Origin of the sequence: Sulfitobacter sp. F26204 (genome assembly GCF_026410305.1) — a bacterium.
In the GTDB taxonomy this organism is placed as follows: domain Bacteria; phylum Pseudomonadota; class Alphaproteobacteria; order Rhodobacterales; family Rhodobacteraceae; genus Sulfitobacter.
This window is the reverse complement of sequence record NZ_JAPMLQ010000001.1, coordinates 235,633-251,151: the sequence shown is the minus strand read 5'-3', so window position 1 is coordinate 251,151 and position 15,519 is coordinate 235,633. Positions and strand designations below refer to the sequence as shown.

At 54.9% G+C, this 15,519-nt stretch carries 15 protein-coding genes; 5 read left to right on the top strand and 10 right to left on the bottom strand.

What is annotated here, in order from left to right; translation table 11 throughout:
• Positions 1 to 20 precede the first annotated feature (20 nt).
• From recF to rpsT, 4 genes are all read right to left on the bottom strand, one after another.
• Complete coding sequence (recF, locus tag OS190_RS01190) at positions 21 to 1,115, bottom strand: DNA replication/repair protein RecF (RefSeq protein ID WP_267156831.1); 1,095 nt, start codon at positions 1,113 to 1,115, stop codon at positions 21 to 23.
• A 60-nt stretch (positions 1,116 to 1,175) separates the two neighbouring features.
• Entirely contained in the window at positions 1,176 to 2,294 is a 1,119-nt protein-coding gene (gene dnaN, locus OS190_RS01185; protein ID WP_267156830.1) for a DNA polymerase III subunit beta, read from the bottom strand.
• A 141-nt stretch (positions 2,295 to 2,435) separates the two neighbouring features.
• The gene (gene dnaA / locus OS190_RS01180; protein WP_267156829.1) at positions 2,436 to 3,797 is read right to left on the bottom strand and encodes a chromosomal replication initiator protein DnaA; all 1,362 of its coding nucleotides are present in this window, start codon (positions 3,795 to 3,797) and stop codon (positions 2,436 to 2,438) included.
• 540 nt (positions 3,798 to 4,337) lie between these two features.
• Positions 4,338 to 4,601, bottom strand: coding sequence for a 30S ribosomal protein S20 (gene rpsT, locus OS190_RS01175; RefSeq protein WP_267156828.1), 264 nt, complete (start codon positions 4,599 to 4,601; stop codon positions 4,338 to 4,340).
• A 304-nt stretch (positions 4,602 to 4,905) separates the two neighbouring features.
• Between rpsT and OS190_RS01170 the strand changes: the two genes are divergently transcribed.
• Positions 4,906 to 5,283 (top strand): VOC family protein, encoded by a 378-nt coding sequence (locus OS190_RS01170; RefSeq protein WP_267156827.1) that lies wholly within the window; start codon positions 4,906 to 4,908, stop codon positions 5,281 to 5,283.
• 37 nt (positions 5,284 to 5,320) lie between these two features.
• Here the strand turns inward: OS190_RS01170 and OS190_RS01165 are convergent, their stop codons facing one another.
• Together OS190_RS01165 and mutM are read right to left on the bottom strand one after the other, a co-directional pair.
• Positions 5,321 to 6,097, bottom strand: coding sequence for an enoyl-CoA hydratase (locus tag OS190_RS01165; protein WP_267156826.1), 777 nt, complete (start codon positions 6,095 to 6,097; stop codon positions 5,321 to 5,323).
• A gap of 65 nt (positions 6,098 to 6,162) precedes the next feature.
• Complete coding sequence (gene mutM / locus OS190_RS01160) at positions 6,163 to 7,014, bottom strand: bifunctional DNA-formamidopyrimidine glycosylase/DNA-(apurinic or apyrimidinic site) lyase (RefSeq protein ID WP_267156825.1); 852 nt, start codon at positions 7,012 to 7,014, stop codon at positions 6,163 to 6,165.
• Between the two features lie 93 nt (positions 7,015 to 7,107).
• Between mutM and ubiE the strand changes: the two genes are divergently transcribed.
• Both ubiE and ubiB read left to right on the top strand, forming a co-directional pair.
• Complete coding sequence (ubiE, locus tag OS190_RS01155) at positions 7,108 to 7,851, top strand: bifunctional demethylmenaquinone methyltransferase/2-methoxy-6-polyprenyl-1,4-benzoquinol methylase UbiE (protein WP_267156824.1); 744 nt, start codon at positions 7,108 to 7,110, stop codon at positions 7,849 to 7,851.
• Between the two features lie 3 nt (positions 7,852 to 7,854).
• Positions 7,855 to 9,387 (top strand): 2-polyprenylphenol 6-hydroxylase, encoded by a 1,533-nt coding sequence (gene ubiB, locus OS190_RS01150; RefSeq protein ID WP_267156823.1) that lies wholly within the window; start codon positions 7,855 to 7,857, stop codon positions 9,385 to 9,387.
• A 17-nt stretch (positions 9,388 to 9,404) separates the two neighbouring features.
• On the opposite strand, the gene OS190_RS01145 is transcribed toward ubiB, so the two are convergent.
• From OS190_RS01145 to OS190_RS01135, 3 genes are all read right to left on the bottom strand, one after another.
• Positions 9,405 to 10,145 carry a metallophosphoesterase family protein gene (locus OS190_RS01145; protein WP_267156822.1) on the bottom strand — a complete coding sequence of 247 codons (741 nt, stop codon included), beginning with the start codon at positions 10,143 to 10,145 and terminating at the stop codon, positions 9,405 to 9,407.
• Between the two features lie 70 nt (positions 10,146 to 10,215).
• Positions 10,216 to 11,811: a phosphoglycerate dehydrogenase gene (gene serA, locus OS190_RS01140; RefSeq protein WP_267156821.1), complete on the bottom strand. Its 1,596-nt coding sequence runs from the start codon at positions 11,809 to 11,811 to the stop codon at positions 10,216 to 10,218.
• 85 nt (positions 11,812 to 11,896) lie between these two features.
• Positions 11,897 to 13,036: a phosphoserine transaminase gene (locus OS190_RS01135; RefSeq protein WP_267156820.1), complete on the bottom strand. Its 1,140-nt coding sequence runs from the start codon at positions 13,034 to 13,036 to the stop codon at positions 11,897 to 11,899.
• Positions 13,037 to 13,193: 157 nt separating this feature from the next.
• Between OS190_RS01135 and serB the strand changes: the two genes are divergently transcribed.
• Both serB and OS190_RS01125 read left to right on the top strand, forming a co-directional pair.
• Positions 13,194 to 14,069 (top strand): phosphoserine phosphatase SerB, encoded by an 876-nt coding sequence (serB, locus tag OS190_RS01130; protein WP_267156819.1) that lies wholly within the window; start codon positions 13,194 to 13,196, stop codon positions 14,067 to 14,069.
• Between the two features lie 23 nt (positions 14,070 to 14,092).
• Positions 14,093 to 14,404: a YciI family protein gene (locus OS190_RS01125; protein WP_267156818.1), complete on the top strand. Its 312-nt coding sequence runs from the start codon at positions 14,093 to 14,095 to the stop codon at positions 14,402 to 14,404.
• 14 nt (positions 14,405 to 14,418) lie between these two features.
• Here the strand turns inward: OS190_RS01125 and OS190_RS01120 are convergent, their stop codons facing one another.
• A complete protein-coding gene (locus OS190_RS01120; RefSeq protein ID WP_267156817.1) occupies positions 14,419 to 15,399 on the bottom strand; it encodes an asparaginase in 981 nt (326 codons plus the stop codon).
• Between the last annotated feature and the right edge of the window lie 120 nt (positions 15,400 to 15,519).

The following is a 15,519-nucleotide window of genomic DNA, read 5'->3' as shown; positions in this document are numbered from 1 at the left end:
TGGATGATTGCACGGGTTGTTCAGGCCTGCCGAACGAAGGAGATGCCGGCGTCTTCGCTTACTTGCAAAACCTGCGCACGATCTCCCAAGGCTGCGAACATTTCAGGGCCTGTGCCCGTCATCCATGCCTGTGCACCCAATGCACAAAGTTCGTCATATAGCGCTGCCTGTCGATCAGCATCAAGATGCGCGGCAACCTCGTCCAAAAGCAACAATGGCGGCGCACCGAAATCGGCTGCAAGAGCCCGGGCATTGGCAAGAATCAATGAGACAAGCAGCGCCTTTTGCTCTCCGGTAGAGCAATCCCGGGCCGGAACGTCCTTGGCTGCATAAACGCCAAAGAGGTCGGCACGATGTGGCCCGATCAATGTACGCCCCGCCGACAGATCGCGTGTTCGGTTCTCCGCAAGCGCGGTGCGCATGTCCTGCGCATCTGTCGGCATGTCGCACTGCAACGTCAGCTGCGCGGCTGGGAAGGCCGTCTGTGCTTGATCCTGGGCTTTCGCGATCGCTTCCAGAGCGGAGAGCCGTCCCGCATGCAGTGCCGTCCCAGCTTCTGCCATGCGCATCTCAAGCGCGGCATACCAGGACGGCTCGCGTACCATATCCTTGAGCAGCCGATTGCGTTCGCGCATTGCCTTTTCGTAGGCCAAAGCGTGTTCGGCATGATCTGGCAGAAAGCTCAGCGTCATACGATCCAGGAACCGGCGCCGACCCTCCGCCCCCTCGATCCATAACCTGTCCATCGCCGGAACCAGCCAGAGTACCCGTGCGATACGACCCAACGCCGTCTGGGGCGTAATTTTGCCATTGATACGCGTCTGGCGTGCCGCACCCCGCTCTGACCAGATCTCAAGCTCGTGCACCTGTTGAAGCGAGTGTAGGATGCCGGTAATTTTCCAGCCCAGTGCCTCAGGCCTGCGGGTCATGTCATCAGCACTTGATCGACGCAGTCCGCGTCCGGGCGACATCAACGAAACTGCTTCGAGGATGTTGGTCTTGCCCACTCCGTTGAACCCATGAATGGCCACGGGTCGCGCATCACAATCGATAATGGCACGTTTGTGCGAGCGGAAGTGCGAAAGCGTGAGTCGGGATAGATGCAAGTTACCCATCAGAGAGGGGCGTTTTCTTTGACAGAAAACGGTCGGAATATTTCAAATAATCCGTTTCCCTCAAACACGCATCGGCATGACGACATAGACAGCGGACATGTCGTTGCCTTCGCGCATCAACGTCGGATCACCCGACGAGTTGAACAGGAAAACAGCATTTTCGCGGTCGACCTGACTGGCGATTTCCAGCAGGTATTTCGCGTTAAACCCGATCTCAAGACGTTCGTCCCCATAGGCCACAACCAGTTCTTCTTCTGCTGCGCCACTGTCTGGCGCATTCACGGACAGGACCAACCGGTCTTCGTCCAGTTGCAGTTTCACAGCGCGAGAACGTTCGGAGCTGACGGTCGCCACACGGTCAACAGCCGCTGCAAAATCAGAGGCGTCCACTTCCATTTTACGTGTGTTTCCTTGTGGGATCACGCGGGTATAATCGGGGAATGTGCCGTCAATGACCTTTGAAGTCAGGGTGATTTCGGGAGTGGCAAATCTTATTTTGGTTTCGGATACGGACACTGCGATCTTCATGTCATCGTCATCCAGCAGCTTACGCAATTCGCCTACGGTTTTTCGTGGAACGATCACGCCGGGCATATCGGCTGCACCTTCAGGCAAATCTGCATCAATACGCGCAAGCCGGTGTCCGTCGGTCGCGACACAGCGCAGGACCTTACCGCCATCCGCATCGGAAATGTGCATATAGACGCCGTTCAGATAGTACCGCGTTTCTTCGGTGGAGATCGCAAATTTGGATTTGTCGAACAGACGACGCAGAACCTTTGCGTCTGCACTGAAGTTTGAGGCGTATTCAGAGGTTGCCATCACCGGGAAGTCTTCTCGTGGTAGTGTGGCCAACGAGAAATTGGAACGCCCGGCCTCAACGGTCATGCGTCCCGCTGCAAGATCAGCTGTCAGGTTGATCAACGCTCCGTCCGGCAGTTTACGGACAATTTCGTGCAGCATCGTGGCAGAAACCGTGGTCGCCCCGGCGCGCTCGACCTGCGCACCAACCTTATCTACCACTTCGATGTCCAGGTCCGTAGCACGGAACGACACATCGCTACCTTCGGCTTCGATCAGCACGTTGGCGAGGATCGGGATTGTGTTGCGACGTTCCACAACAGATTGCGCCTGGCTGACCGCCTTGAGCAATGCGGCCCGTTCGATGCTAAATTTCATATGCCTACTCCCAATAACTGCCGGGAAAGGCAGACTACCCGGTTCCCCCGCTTGCGCAAGACTTTTGAGGCTTTGTGGGATTAAATGCAAGAGGGGCCAGAAGGCCCCTCAAGAAAACATCAAAGCCTGTCAAAAAATAGCTCAGGACTTGAGCGCGCGACCAAGCAATTCAAGGTCTTCCGCGATCTGGCTATCGGATTGCTTGAGCTCTTCGATCCGGCGCACGCCGTGCATCACTGTCGTATGGTCGCGCCCGCCGAACCGGCGTCCGATTTCGGGCAAGGACCGGCTGGTCAATTGTTTGCTGAGATACATTGCAACCTGACGGGGGCGGGCATAACTGCGCAGACGTTTGGGACCGATCATGTCGCTCAAACGGATGTTATAATGCTCGCTGACCTTGCGCTGAATTTCTTCAACCGTAACCTTACGTTCACTGGAACGCAGAACGTCGGCCAGACAATCCTGTGTCAACTCCATGTTGATCTCGCGCCCGACCAGCGAAGCAAAGGCAAACAGCCGCGTCAGGGCACCCTCCAGAACACGCACGTTCGAGGTGATGCGGTGCGCCAGAAATTCCAAAACGGTCTTGTCGACTTCAAGGCCCGGATAGGTTTTTTGCTGCACTTCCAGCTTGCTTTGCAGGATACCAAGGCGCAGTTCATAATCTGTCGGGTGCAAATCGACGACCAAACCGCATTGCAGCCGTGACTGAACGCGATCTTCGAGGTCTTTGATGTCTGTCGGCGCGCGATCCGCTGAAATAATGATCTGTTTGTGCTGGTCGACCAGTGCATTGAAAGTATGAAAGAACTCTTCCTGGGTGCTGTCTTTGCCGGCGATGAACTGGACGTCATCAACCATCAGCACGTCAACGGAACGAAACAGTTCTTTGAAGTCCATCATCTTGCGGTCGCGCAGGGCCTGGACAAAGCGATACATGAATTGCTCGGCAGAGAGATAGAGCACGTTCATTTCGGGTTTGCGTTGTTTCAGTTCAGCCGCGATTGCATGCATCAGGTGGGTTTTGCCCAGGCCAACGCCGCCATAAAGAAACAATGGATTAAAGGTCACAGGTCCGCCTTCTGCGACACGGCGTGCTGCGGCATGGGCCAATTCGTTGGGCTTACCGACAACAAAATTGTCAAAGCTGAAACGTGGATCCAGCGGAGCGGTTGAGGAAATGCTTGATGCCGACGGTTTGGGTGCGGTCGCGGCCTGGCGAATCACGGCGGGTGAAGTCGGGACATTGGTTGCGGGTTTGGCACAAAGAGCAAAGTTCAGGCGCGCGGCTTCTAGCCCAGCGGCGTTGATTTCATGCAGGATAAGATCGGCAAAATTCTGACTGACGTAGTTGCCGAAAAAGGTTGTCGGTACATTCAGTGTCGCAATGTTATCGACAATGTCACCCGGAACAATCGGCTCGATCCAGGTTGTGTAGTTGTTCTGACCGACAGTCTTTAATAGCCGCTGCCTGATATCACCCCAATGATCCTGCGTCATGTCGTTCTTTCTGTCCATATTTCCCCACACCGGCTTACACACCGGCACCCAACTCGTATCAAAACCACCGCCCACAAGTTTTGGTTCGGCCTCAGCAGTGAAACCAACTTGCGTCCAGTAGACACACTCACAGAAAACCAATCTGACGAATCGGGTACAATTGATTGTACCTTTGCGTCAGACGCGGTCGTCTGCTCGACTTTTTTGTGACAGGGCAAATGTGCGGCAGCACAATTTGCAGTTCGCCTTTTCTGGCCATTCGACCTTTTGACTTACTTTGGTTTTTTTGGATCGGATGCAATTTACACCCAAAACCCAAAGCCTGTCCCCCCTGCGAAGTGACTCGCATGTCTCTATTACCAAGTGTTCAGGGTTCGCTTCAACACATCTTCAAACTTGACTCATGAAATGCTGGAAAAGAATCTATGCGTCAATTTTGAGACCGAACATGAACCAAAAAAGGCGCCGGAATTCCGACGCCTTTTTTATCAATCTATTAGCCGTTTTTCGTAAAAGAAAAACCCGGCGTGATGGTTCGTCTCAGCCGATCGCTTTGACGCGCGCCGCAAGACGGGACATTTTCCGGCTTGCTGTGTTCTTGTGATAAACACCCTTGGTCACACCGCGCATCAGCTCTGGCTGGGCGGCGCGCAGCGCTGCAACTGCGTCTTCTTTGACGCCAGATTCGATGGCTTCCTCGACTTTGCGCAGGTATGTGCGGATGCGCGAACGTCGTGCTTTGTTGATCTGGAAACGCTTCTCGTTCTGACGTGCGCGTTTTTTGGACTGTGGTGTATTGGCCATGCGGATCTACCTTTGGGTCATATTCAAAATTTCGACGCGTGACGCCAAACCCTGACCGCTTTGAAACGGTTCCCCATTTGGGAAGGTGATTCTAGCCTGAGCGGGCTGCACGCGCATGTATGAGGCGGGCTATAGACGGGAAGTGGGGAGGTTGTAAAGGTGTGCTGCGTTCTGGCCGCGTTGCGACTGCAGAGAAACACCAAATCACCAAAAATTCCGCTTGAGCTAAACCATGCTTCAACCTGTAGCGTCAGGGTGGGTACGAGCGCAATGATCGTTACTTTACGACACGGAAGGATGGAAAATGCGATACACAAGGGCCGGAATTATTCTTTTCACAAAAAGATATAATGACTGTGTGGCTTTTTACCGGGACATACTTGAACTGGATCTGTTGCACAGGATTGACCGGGAGGAAGAGCGGCTGACCACCTTTAGCCTTGGAGATACATATCTGATGGTTGAAAATGATGGTATCGCATATGACGGTCCAAAGCCCATCGAAATGTCACCGGTCAAATTCCGCTTTAATGTTGAAGATGTTAAAGCCACCAGTGACACGCTCCAAAGAAAAGGCGTCACTGTAAAGGTCATGGAACATTCCTGGGGCACAACCGCAGAGTTTCACGACCCAGATGGAAATCGTTGTGCGCTCAGGTCAGATGAAGGGTTTGGCACGTGAGCGTTTTCTGCTTTGCAGGAAAGCCAGCGTTCCTTGATCACTTGTCCCGGAACTGCGCTTCCCGCTTCTCCAGAAACGCGCTCATGCCTTCTTTCTGGTCTTCGGTCGCGAACAACGAATGGAACACGCGACGTTCAAACAGCAGACCTTCGCGCAAAGGCACCTCATAGGCGCGGTTTACTGCCTCTTTTACAACCATCACCGTGATCATCGACTTTTCAGCGATCTTGCCCGCGGCGCCCAGTGCCTCGTCCATCAGCTTTTTCACAGGCACAACGCGCGACACAAGGCCCGAGCGCTCGGCCTCTTCGGCGTCCATGAAACGGCCCGTAAGGTTCATATCCATCGCTTTGGACTTGCCCACCAGACGCGTCAGACGCTGTGTGCCGCCGATGCCTGCCACCACACCAAGATTGATCTCGGGTTGACCGAACTTGGCCGTTTCCGAGCAGATGATAAAGTCACACATCATCGCCAATTCGCAGCCGCCGCCCAGCGCATAGCCGGATACAGCAGCGATGATTGGTTTGCGCACGCGCATGATCTGGTCTGTTTCGGGTGTAAAAAGATCACCGGCAAAGACGTCGACGAACGATTTGTCCTTCATCATCGCGATGTCGGCACCGGCGGCAAAGGCCTTTTCCGATCCGGTGATCACAATGCAGCGTACCTTTTCGTTTTCCTGACAGCTTTTCAAGGCTTCGGCCAGTTCCTCCATCAACACATCATTCAACGCGTTCATGGCGTCCGGCCGGTTCAATGTGACCAGTGCCACATGGTTGTCCACGTCAAGGGTGATCGTTTCATAGGCCATTTGGCGATGCTCTCTTTTGTTTCGCACTGGGTTTCGTGAATAACATGGGCCAAGGGCGTTTCAAGCTATCTTTGACATTGACTGCAATAGAATGTCGACCGCCCCGCCTGCACAATCCTTTTGATTTGTTCTGTGCATTCGGGCGTTCGACAACGATCTCCCTCGCGGCCATAGACATCAAAACTGTGTTGGAAATATCCCAGTTCGCCATCTGCGCGCCGAAAATCCTTGAGCGATGACCCCCCAGCTTCGATTGCAGCGCCTAATACATCGCGGATGATCGGGACAAGGGAAGCGACGCGCGACTTGGATATATGTCCGGCCTTGCGCGCCGGATGTATCCCCGCCCTGTAAAGTGCTTCGCAGACATAGATATTTCCAAGACCGGCAACCAGCCGTTGATCCAGCAAGGCGGATTTGACAGGCGTTTTGCGCCCCGCAAAAGCGTTGATCAACTGCGCCTCGTGAAAGTCATTGCCCAAAGGTTCCGGCCCGATCGAGGCCAGCAACTTGTGTTGTGCAGCCGTCACAGTGTCCAACAGGTCCATTGCGCCAAACCGCCGTGGATCATTAAACGTAATCCGCGCACCGTTATCCATATGCAACACGACATGGTCGTGCTTTTCCGCTGCGGGGTGCTCATGGACAAACTGGCCCAATGGATCACCAGAAACCAACATGCGCCCTGACATGCCCAGATGAATCAAGAGTGATTCTCCCGAGGAGAGATCTGCGAGAATGTATTTGGATCGGCGGCGCAGCTGCTTTACCGTTTGCCCGGTCAGCCGTTCCGCCATCCGTTCGGGGAATGGCCATCGCAGATCGGGCCGGTTTACTTCGGCATGCACAATTACCACGCCTGTCATTGCCGGGGACAGCCCCCGCATCACGGTTTCAACTTCGGGAAGCTCTGGCATGTTGTCTCCTGCTTGCGGCCCTGCGGCAAATGGCTGTTTGTATCTAAGGCTTTGGCGCTATATCTCGACCAAAGCAATATCGAGGCGATGACCATGACTGACAAGACCACGCATTTTGGGGCCCGAACCATCCGTGAAGATGACAAGGCCGGCATGGTGCGCAGCCTTTTTTCAGATGTCGCCAACAAATACGACATCATGAATGATGTGATGAGTGTTGGCATTCATCGAATATGGAAAGAAGCGATGATGGACTGGCTGGCCCCGCGTGCCGGTCAAAAACTGCTGGATGTGGCGGGCGGTACGGGGGATGTATCGTTCAAATTCCTGAAACGCGCCGGGTCCGGCCATGCCACTGTCTGTGATCTGACTGAAGAGATGCTGGTTGAAGGGCGCAAACGTGCCGAAGCTGCCGCAATGGAGGATAGCCTTGATTGGGTAGTGGGAGATGCGATGGCGCTGCCCTTCGAAGATAATTCCTTTGATGTTTATACGATCAGCTTTGGCATTCGCAATGTCACTCGTCCCCAAGAAGCGCTGAACGAGGCCTTTCGCGTGCTGCGCCCCGGTGGCAGACTGATGGTGCTGGAATTCAGCCAGCTGCCCAATCCCATGATGCAGAAAGCCTATGATCTTTACAGCTTCAATGTGATCCCGCGCATGGGTCAGATCATCGCCAATGATCGTGATAGTTACCAATATCTAGTTGAATCCATTAGAAACTTTCCTGATCAGGAAACGTTTCTGGATATGGTAAAACAAGCTGGTTTCGAACAGGCAAAATACCGGAATCTGAGCATGGGAATCGCCGCGCTCCATTCCGGCTGGAAGCTGTAAGCCTTGCGCGGGGTACATAATATTTGGCGGTTGATCCGCACCGGTGCGACGCTGGAACGCGCAGGCGCAATGAATGTCGTCCTTGATGCATTCGAGGCAACACCAGCCCTGCGTTTTGTGGCGCGCGCGCTTGGGTTGCCGTTCAAATTTCTGGGGTATCGAGGTGATCCATCGATGCCGCCTGCTACTCGTGCCTTGACCGCATTAGGTCCCGCCTACATCAAGTTTGGTCAGATATTGTCCACGCGTCCCGATGTTGTTGGCGACGAACTGGCCGTGCAGCTGCGTGTGCTACAGGACAAGCTGCCGCCCTTCAGCATCGAAGAGGCAAAAAAGGCGGTTGAGCGTGAGTTGGGAAAACCCGTTGATGAGATCTTTTCAGAATTCAGCGAACCTGTTGCTGCTGCCTCTATCGCACAGGTACATCACGCAAGACTGATCGACGATGGGTCGGATGTCGCTGTCAAAGTGCTGCGCCCGGGTATCGAAAAAGCATTTCGTAAAGACATTGACGCCTTTTATCTGGCTGCTCGGATGGTCGAACTTTTCTCTCCCGGAGCACGGCGCTTGCGTCCTCTGGATGTGATCGAACATTTTGACGGGGTGGTGCGCGGTGAGCTTGATCTGCGACTGGAAAGTGCTGCAGCCTCGGAATTTGCCGCCAACACGGTCAAGGACGAAGGATTTCAGCTGCCCGCGATCAAGTGGAATCATTCGTCGCGTCGCGTGATGACGCTGGAATGGGCGGAAGGCGTTTCCATGGGGGATAATGACGCAATAGATGCAGCCGGTCATGACCGCGTGGTGCTTAGCAACAGAGTGCTGCAATTGTTTTTGAACCACGCATTGCGCGACGGCTATTTTCACGCCGACATGCATCAGGGAAACCTGAAAGTCGCACCGAATGGCAATATCATCGCCCTTGATTTCGGCATCATGGGTTACATTGATGAATACACTCGCCGTGTCTACGCCGAGATTCTCTATGGCTTTATCCGTCGTGATTATAAACGCGTGGCGCGTGTGCATTTCGAGGCTGGATATGTCCCCGCCGACAAGGACATGGATGAATTTGCCCGTGCCTTGCGGGCAGTCGGGGAACCGATTTTCGGGATGAATGCCACGCATATCTCGATGGCGCGACTTCTGGCCTACTTGTTTGAGGTTACAGAACGTTTCGGGATGGAAACACGCACCGAACTGATCCTGCTGCAACGCACGATGGTTGTGGTGGAAGGCGTTGCGCGGTCGCTGAACCCCAATATGAACATCTGGGAAGTCGCGAGCCCGATTGTCACCAATTACATTACTAAATCGATTGGCCCGGCTGCATTGATCGGTGATCTGGCCGATACCGCTATGGTGCTGGCCCGTTTTGGCCCGCGCTTGCCTGCATTGGTTGAGGGTGCGTTGATGGCACAGACCAACCCACCCCAAGTGGACCGTCGGCCGCGCAAACGCTGGTTTTTCCTTACCGGGATCGTCAGCGCGGTAGGTGGCGCGGGCCTTGTTGTTATTGTGGACGCGCTTTTCTGATCAGGCGCTGCTATGTTTCAGCGGTCCTGCTGCGGCAGTAGCGGCGCACGCCCCTCGTGCCCCAATACCCAACAATTATTGCCTTCAAAGACAGCGGCGGTCAGAGAGTTGCCGTATCCTGCCCCACTGTCCAGATTGATGCGGTTGCCGTAATGGGTGGCTTTGTCGACTGGTGTGTGGCCGTGCACTATCAACTTGGGATGGCTTCGGGGATCCTGATGAAATTCCTTGCGGATCCACAATAGGTCCTCTTCATCCTGGTCCTCCAATGCCACCCCTGGCCGGATTCCGGCGTGGGCGAAAAAAAGGGAATTTGTTTGATAGGATAAATCGGCATCTTTCAAAAACTGTACATGAGTTTCTGGAATTGCCTGATGCGCCTGTTCGTGAACTTCGATCTGTCGCGAATGTGCGGTAAACTCAACGCCGTAAGAAGCCAGCGTCGTGTCCCCGCCCAACCGCTGATGCAACCAGTACAGTTCTACGGGTAGATAGGCTTCATGCTGCGGATAATCTTGCATGAACCAATAGAACATGCGGTCATGGTTGCCTTTCAGAAAGATCCAGTTGCGCCCGGCTTCCTTTCCCTGGACCAATAGATCCAGAACGCCGCGGCTGTCGGGGCCGCGATCTGTGTAATCGCCCAGGAAAACGATCTGTGCATCAGGGCCGCCGTCAGCTTCGATCAGCGACAGAACGCGGTGCAATTCGGTCAGCTGACCGTGAATATCGCCGATTGCATAGATTGGGTGCACCATCTGGGTCGCTCCATAAGAACGCCCGCCCCGACAAGGGGCGGGCGTTGAGGGTTTAGCACTGCTCGCCAGATCAGGCCACGTCGAATTGCAATGGTTTGACCTGTGTGAACATGCCTGTCTTGCTCAGCTTTTCGATCACCGGCGCTGGTACGGGTTCGTCGACATAAAGCAGCGCAATCGCTTCGCCTTTGGCTTCGGAACGTCCCAATGTGAAATTTGCGATATTGACGCCATTCTCGCCCATGGTCTGGCCTAAGGTACCGATAATGCCCGGCACGTCTTCGTTCGTGGTATAGACCATATGCGCACCGATTGCAGCGTCGATCTGAATGCCTTTGATCTGGATGAATCTTGGCTTGCCGTCCGAAAATACCGTCCCGGCGACAGAACGCTCGCGCTTTTCCGTCACCACAGTCACTTTGACATAGCCATCAAAGACGCCGGATTTGTCCTGATTGGTCGTGCTGATCTGAATGCCTTTTTCACGTGCAACCACGGGCGCGCTGACCATGTTCACATCCGGGTTGGCGCGTTTCATGATCCCCGCGACCACACCACAGTTCAACGCTTCGTGGTTCATGTCCGCAACCGTACCATCATACAGGATATTGATGGCCTTGATCGGTTCATCGGTCATCTGACCGATAAACGCACCAAGATGTCCAGCCAATTCAATCCATGGTGTCATCACCTTGGCTTCTTCCGCGGTGACAGACGGCATGTTCAGCGCGTTGCTGACGGCACCAGTCAACAGATAGTCGGCCATTTGATCTGCCACCTGCAACGCCACGTTTTCTTGTGCTTCAGTCGTAGCGGCACCGAGATGCGGCGTGCATACGACATTGGGCAGGTTGAACAGCGGGTTTTCGTTTGCTGGCTCTACCTTGAATACATCAAAGGCCGCGCCGGCAACATGACCGGATTTCAGCATATCTGCCAGTGCTTCCTCGTCGACCAGACCACCGCGCGCGCAGTTGATGATGCGCACGCCCTTTTTGGTTTTCCCAAGGTTTTCACGGCTCAGGATATTTGCCGTTTGATCGGTAAAGGGCACATGCAAGGTGATAAAATCGGCACGCGACAGGAGTTCGTCCAGCTCGACCTTTTCAACACCGATTTTTTCAGCTTTTTCTTCACCTAGGAAGGGGTCATAGGCGACAACTTTCATCTTGAGACCCCGCGCGCGGTCACAGACGATACCGCCAATGTTCCCCGCGCCGATCACGCCAAGCGTCTTGCCGGTCAGTTCGACACCCATGAACTTGGATTTTTCCCATTTGCCAGCGTGCGTCGATGTGCTGGCCTCGGGAATTTGACGTGCCACGGCAAACATCATCGCGATGGCATGTTCAGCGGTCGTGATCATATTGCCAAAAGGCGTATTCATCACAATCACACCCTTCTTGGACGCGGCTTCCTTATCGATATTATCGGTGCCGATGCCGGCGCGGCCAATGACCTTGAGGTTGGTCGCATTGGCAAGGATTTTCTCGGTTACCTTGGTCGCGGAGCGGATGGCAAGGCCGTCATAATTGCCGATAACTTCAGCGAGTTTGTCCTTGTCTTTGCCCAGATCGGGCTGAAAATCCACATCGATGCCACGGTCGCGGAAGATCTGAACCGCGGCTTCGCTGAGTTTGTCGGAGATGAGTACTTTGGGGGCCATGAGTTTGGTCCTTTATTCAAGACGGGGGTGGCCCGGAGGTCCACCATGAGGGAGGGGATATAGAGTGGGCAATTTACCTGTGGAATCAGGATGAAATTTCGGTCTCAAATGCCCACGCAAGCCAAGGCAACATCGACGTGACATCAGCGGTTTCAACCGTGCCACCGCACCAGATGCGCAGACCCGGAGGAGCATCGCGATAGGCACCGATGTCAAAGGCGACGTTTTCATCCGCCAGCCGCTTTGCGACAGCTTTGGCAAAAGCTGCGCCATCACTGATGCGTGGATCCGTGAATTTCAGGCAGACCGAAGTGTTCGATCGCGTCGCTGGATCAACGGCCAGGAAATCAATCCAGTCGTGTGCCGTCACGAAATCAGCGACCGCCTGTGCATTGGCATCTGCCCGTGCAATCAACCCTTTCAACCCACCTACGGATTTCGCCCATTTCAGAGCGTTCAGGTAATCCTCAACGCATAGCATCGAAGGCGTATTGATGGTTTCACCCTTGAAGATGCCCTCGTTCAGCTTGCCGCCTTTTGTCATGCGGAAAATCTTGGGCAGCGGCCATGCGGGGGTGTAGTTTTCCAACCGTTCGACCGCACGCGGGGACAGGATCAGCATGCCGTGTGCTGCCTCGCCGCCGAGAACTTTTTGCCAGGAGAATGTCGTGACATCCAGTTTGTCCCATGGCAGGTCCATGGCAAATGCAGCTGATGTTGCATCACAAAGGGTCAACCCCTCACGCTTTGCCGGAATCGCATCGCCGTTCGCCATGCGGACGCCAGATGTGGTGCCGTTCCATGTAAAACAAACGTCGTTGTCATAGTTCAGCGCGGTCATATCGACGATCTCGCCGTAGTCCGCGGTATGGGTGGTGGCGTCGATCTTGAGCTGTTTAACCACATCTGTGACCCAGCCTGCGCCGAATGATTCCCATGCCACCATCTGTACGGGGCGCTCGCCCAGCATACTCCACATAGCCATTTCAAACGCGCCGGTGTCGGACGCGGGCACAATGCCGATGCGATAATCGGCTGGCACGCCCAGAATGTCGCGGGTTGTTTCGATCGCTTCCAGCAGTTTGGCCTTGCCAACAGCGGCGCGATGGCTGCGGCCAAGAGGCGCGTCAGACAATGCGGTCAGATCAAATGTGGGGGGTTTGGCACAGGGGCCAGAAGAAAAACGCGGATTCATCGGTCGCGCGACCGGTAGTTCAATAGCCATTGATGCTATCCTCTCAGATATGCGCCCTTCGTTGGGGAAGGGTGTCCCACTGCTGCGTTTATGCGGCGGTGCGGGCTGGCACAATCGCTAAAACGGGGCTAGACCGCCGTTTGATCGCTTTTTTGCGACCTCCCTGACGCGGATCGGAAACTTTGCCATGTTTACAGTTGTTTTGCTGACCTCCCCGACAGCCCTTTCGCTGGAACCGTCACTGGTAGAGTCGGTGCGTAATGCCTGGGGCGGCGGTGATGCCGCATGGTTGGCACCGGACGAGGCCGCTGAATTCGAAATCCCCGAAATGCCCAGTAACCTATGGCAGGTCTGGGAAAGCTGTCAGGCGATGAGGGTCGACTTGTTGGTGTTACCCACTGCACATCGCCGCAAGAAGATGCTGCTCGCGGATATGGACAGCACGATGATCCAGCAGGAATGCATTGACGAGCTCGCAGAAGAAGCAGGGGTCGGTGCCAGGGTCAAGGACATTACCGAACGGGCGATGAATGGCGAACTGGATTTTGACGGTGCCCTGCGCGCGCGCGTCGGGTTGCTGAAGGGACTGGACTCATCGGTGATCGACAAGGTACTGGCCGAACGGATTACCTACATGCCTGGCGGCAGGACCTTGTTGGCAACCATGAAGGCAAATGGCGCATACGCGGCGCTTGTGTCGGGGGGGTTCACGGCCTTTACCGCCCATGTTGCCACGGAACTCGGGTTTGACGAAAACCGCGCCAACGGTCTGCTGATCAAAGATGGCGTTCTCACCGGCGAAGTCGGCCTGCCGATCCTGGGGCGCCAGGCCAAGGTCGATGCATTGGAAGAGATCACTGGGCGTCTGGGGATAGGTGACTGTGATGTCATTGCGGTCGGGGACGGAGCAAATGATCTGGGGATGCTGACGCGTGCTGGCATGGGCGTCGCCCTGCATGCAAAGCCGTCGGTTGCGGCGCAATGCAGTCTGCGGATAAACCATGGCGATCTGACGGCACTGCTTTTTGTGCAGGGATATGCTAAGGATGAGTTCCAAACCTAACTTTTACCAGCAGGAGCACGACAATGACCGAGTATATGTTTGCATATCATGGCGGCGGCATGCCGGAAACTCCGGAAGAAGGTGCAAAGATGATGGAAGCTTGGGGTGCCTGGATGGAAGGTCTGGGCGACAAGATGGTGAACCCCGGCAACCCTGTTGGCATGTCCAAAACGGTCAGTGCCACAGGCGTTGCTGATAATGGCGGGTCGAATCCGCTGTCCGGTTACACCATCGTTAAGGCTGACAGCATTGAAGAGGCTTGCGAGATGGCTGCCGGTTGTCCGATCTGCGCCTCCGGCGGGTCAGTCGAAGTGGCCCCCATCGTTGAGATGTAGCGCCACCTAGAGGCTCAGATGAGACCGGCTGCCGGTTTCAGGATACCGGTTTCGATGCCGCGCCAATTCTTGATGGGCGCATTTAGGCGTTTCAGCGTTGCAGGATGATTGGCGTGGAGAACGCCCAGTTTGACCAGCAGTGCTGCAATCGCACATTCAGCAGCGCGGGTGGTGCCGCAGGCGGCCTTGAGCGCAATACCGAGCTTTTGTTCCGGCAGGATGGCGATAAAAAATCCCTCAGCGCCGGTTTTCAGCGCAACCTTGCCATCCATCGCCCGCATCAATTCGGTACAGGCGCGGCTTTCTCCGGCAACCAGTTCAGGATGCAGGCGCATCGCCTGATGCAGGCGTGCCTCTGGCGATCCATCAGGAGCAGCAGCAAAATGCGCCATTGCACGGGCCATGCCATGCAATGAACAGGCGTAGTTTGGCGCGGAACATCCGTCAATGCCGTAACCGGGCGAGGTTTCCTGCGTGATCTGTTCAAAGGCGTCCAGACATGCCTTTTGAACCGGGTGATCAGGATCAATATAATCGGGACCGGCACCCAGATGTTGGGTGAGGGTCAGAAAGCCCGCGTGTTTACCCGAACAGTTATTGTGGATCTGGCAAGGGGTTTCATGCGCACTGATCAGTTTCTCTCTTGCGTCTTTGTCTGCAGGTTCTTGTGGGCCGCAGCGAAAGGCCGCAGCGGTCAGGCCCAATGTTTCCAACCAGACAGCGACCAGATCGGTGTGGATCGCAGCCCCCTGGTGAGAGGCGCAGGACAGGGCCAGTTGCTGTGTCGTCAGTCCACGTATATCGGCCGCACCAGAGGTGATAAGCGGGAGTGCCTGGATCATTTTTGAGGAAGACCGTGGCATGATAACTTTGTCCGGATCACCCCACGCCTGCGTGATTTGACCGTTCTCGTCACAGATCACGGCATGCCCGAAATGGACACTCTCAAGAAAAGGACCACGCCAAATTTCCGTGAAGGGGGCTGCCTGGGTCATTATTCACCTATTTGTTAAGCGAAATCCTGCCAATCAGGGTTTCGTCTGTCGCCTGTTTCGCGTTATTATGCTCTTTGACGAAAAGATAACAGGCACTTGAGACAAGAGCGATGGGCAAAG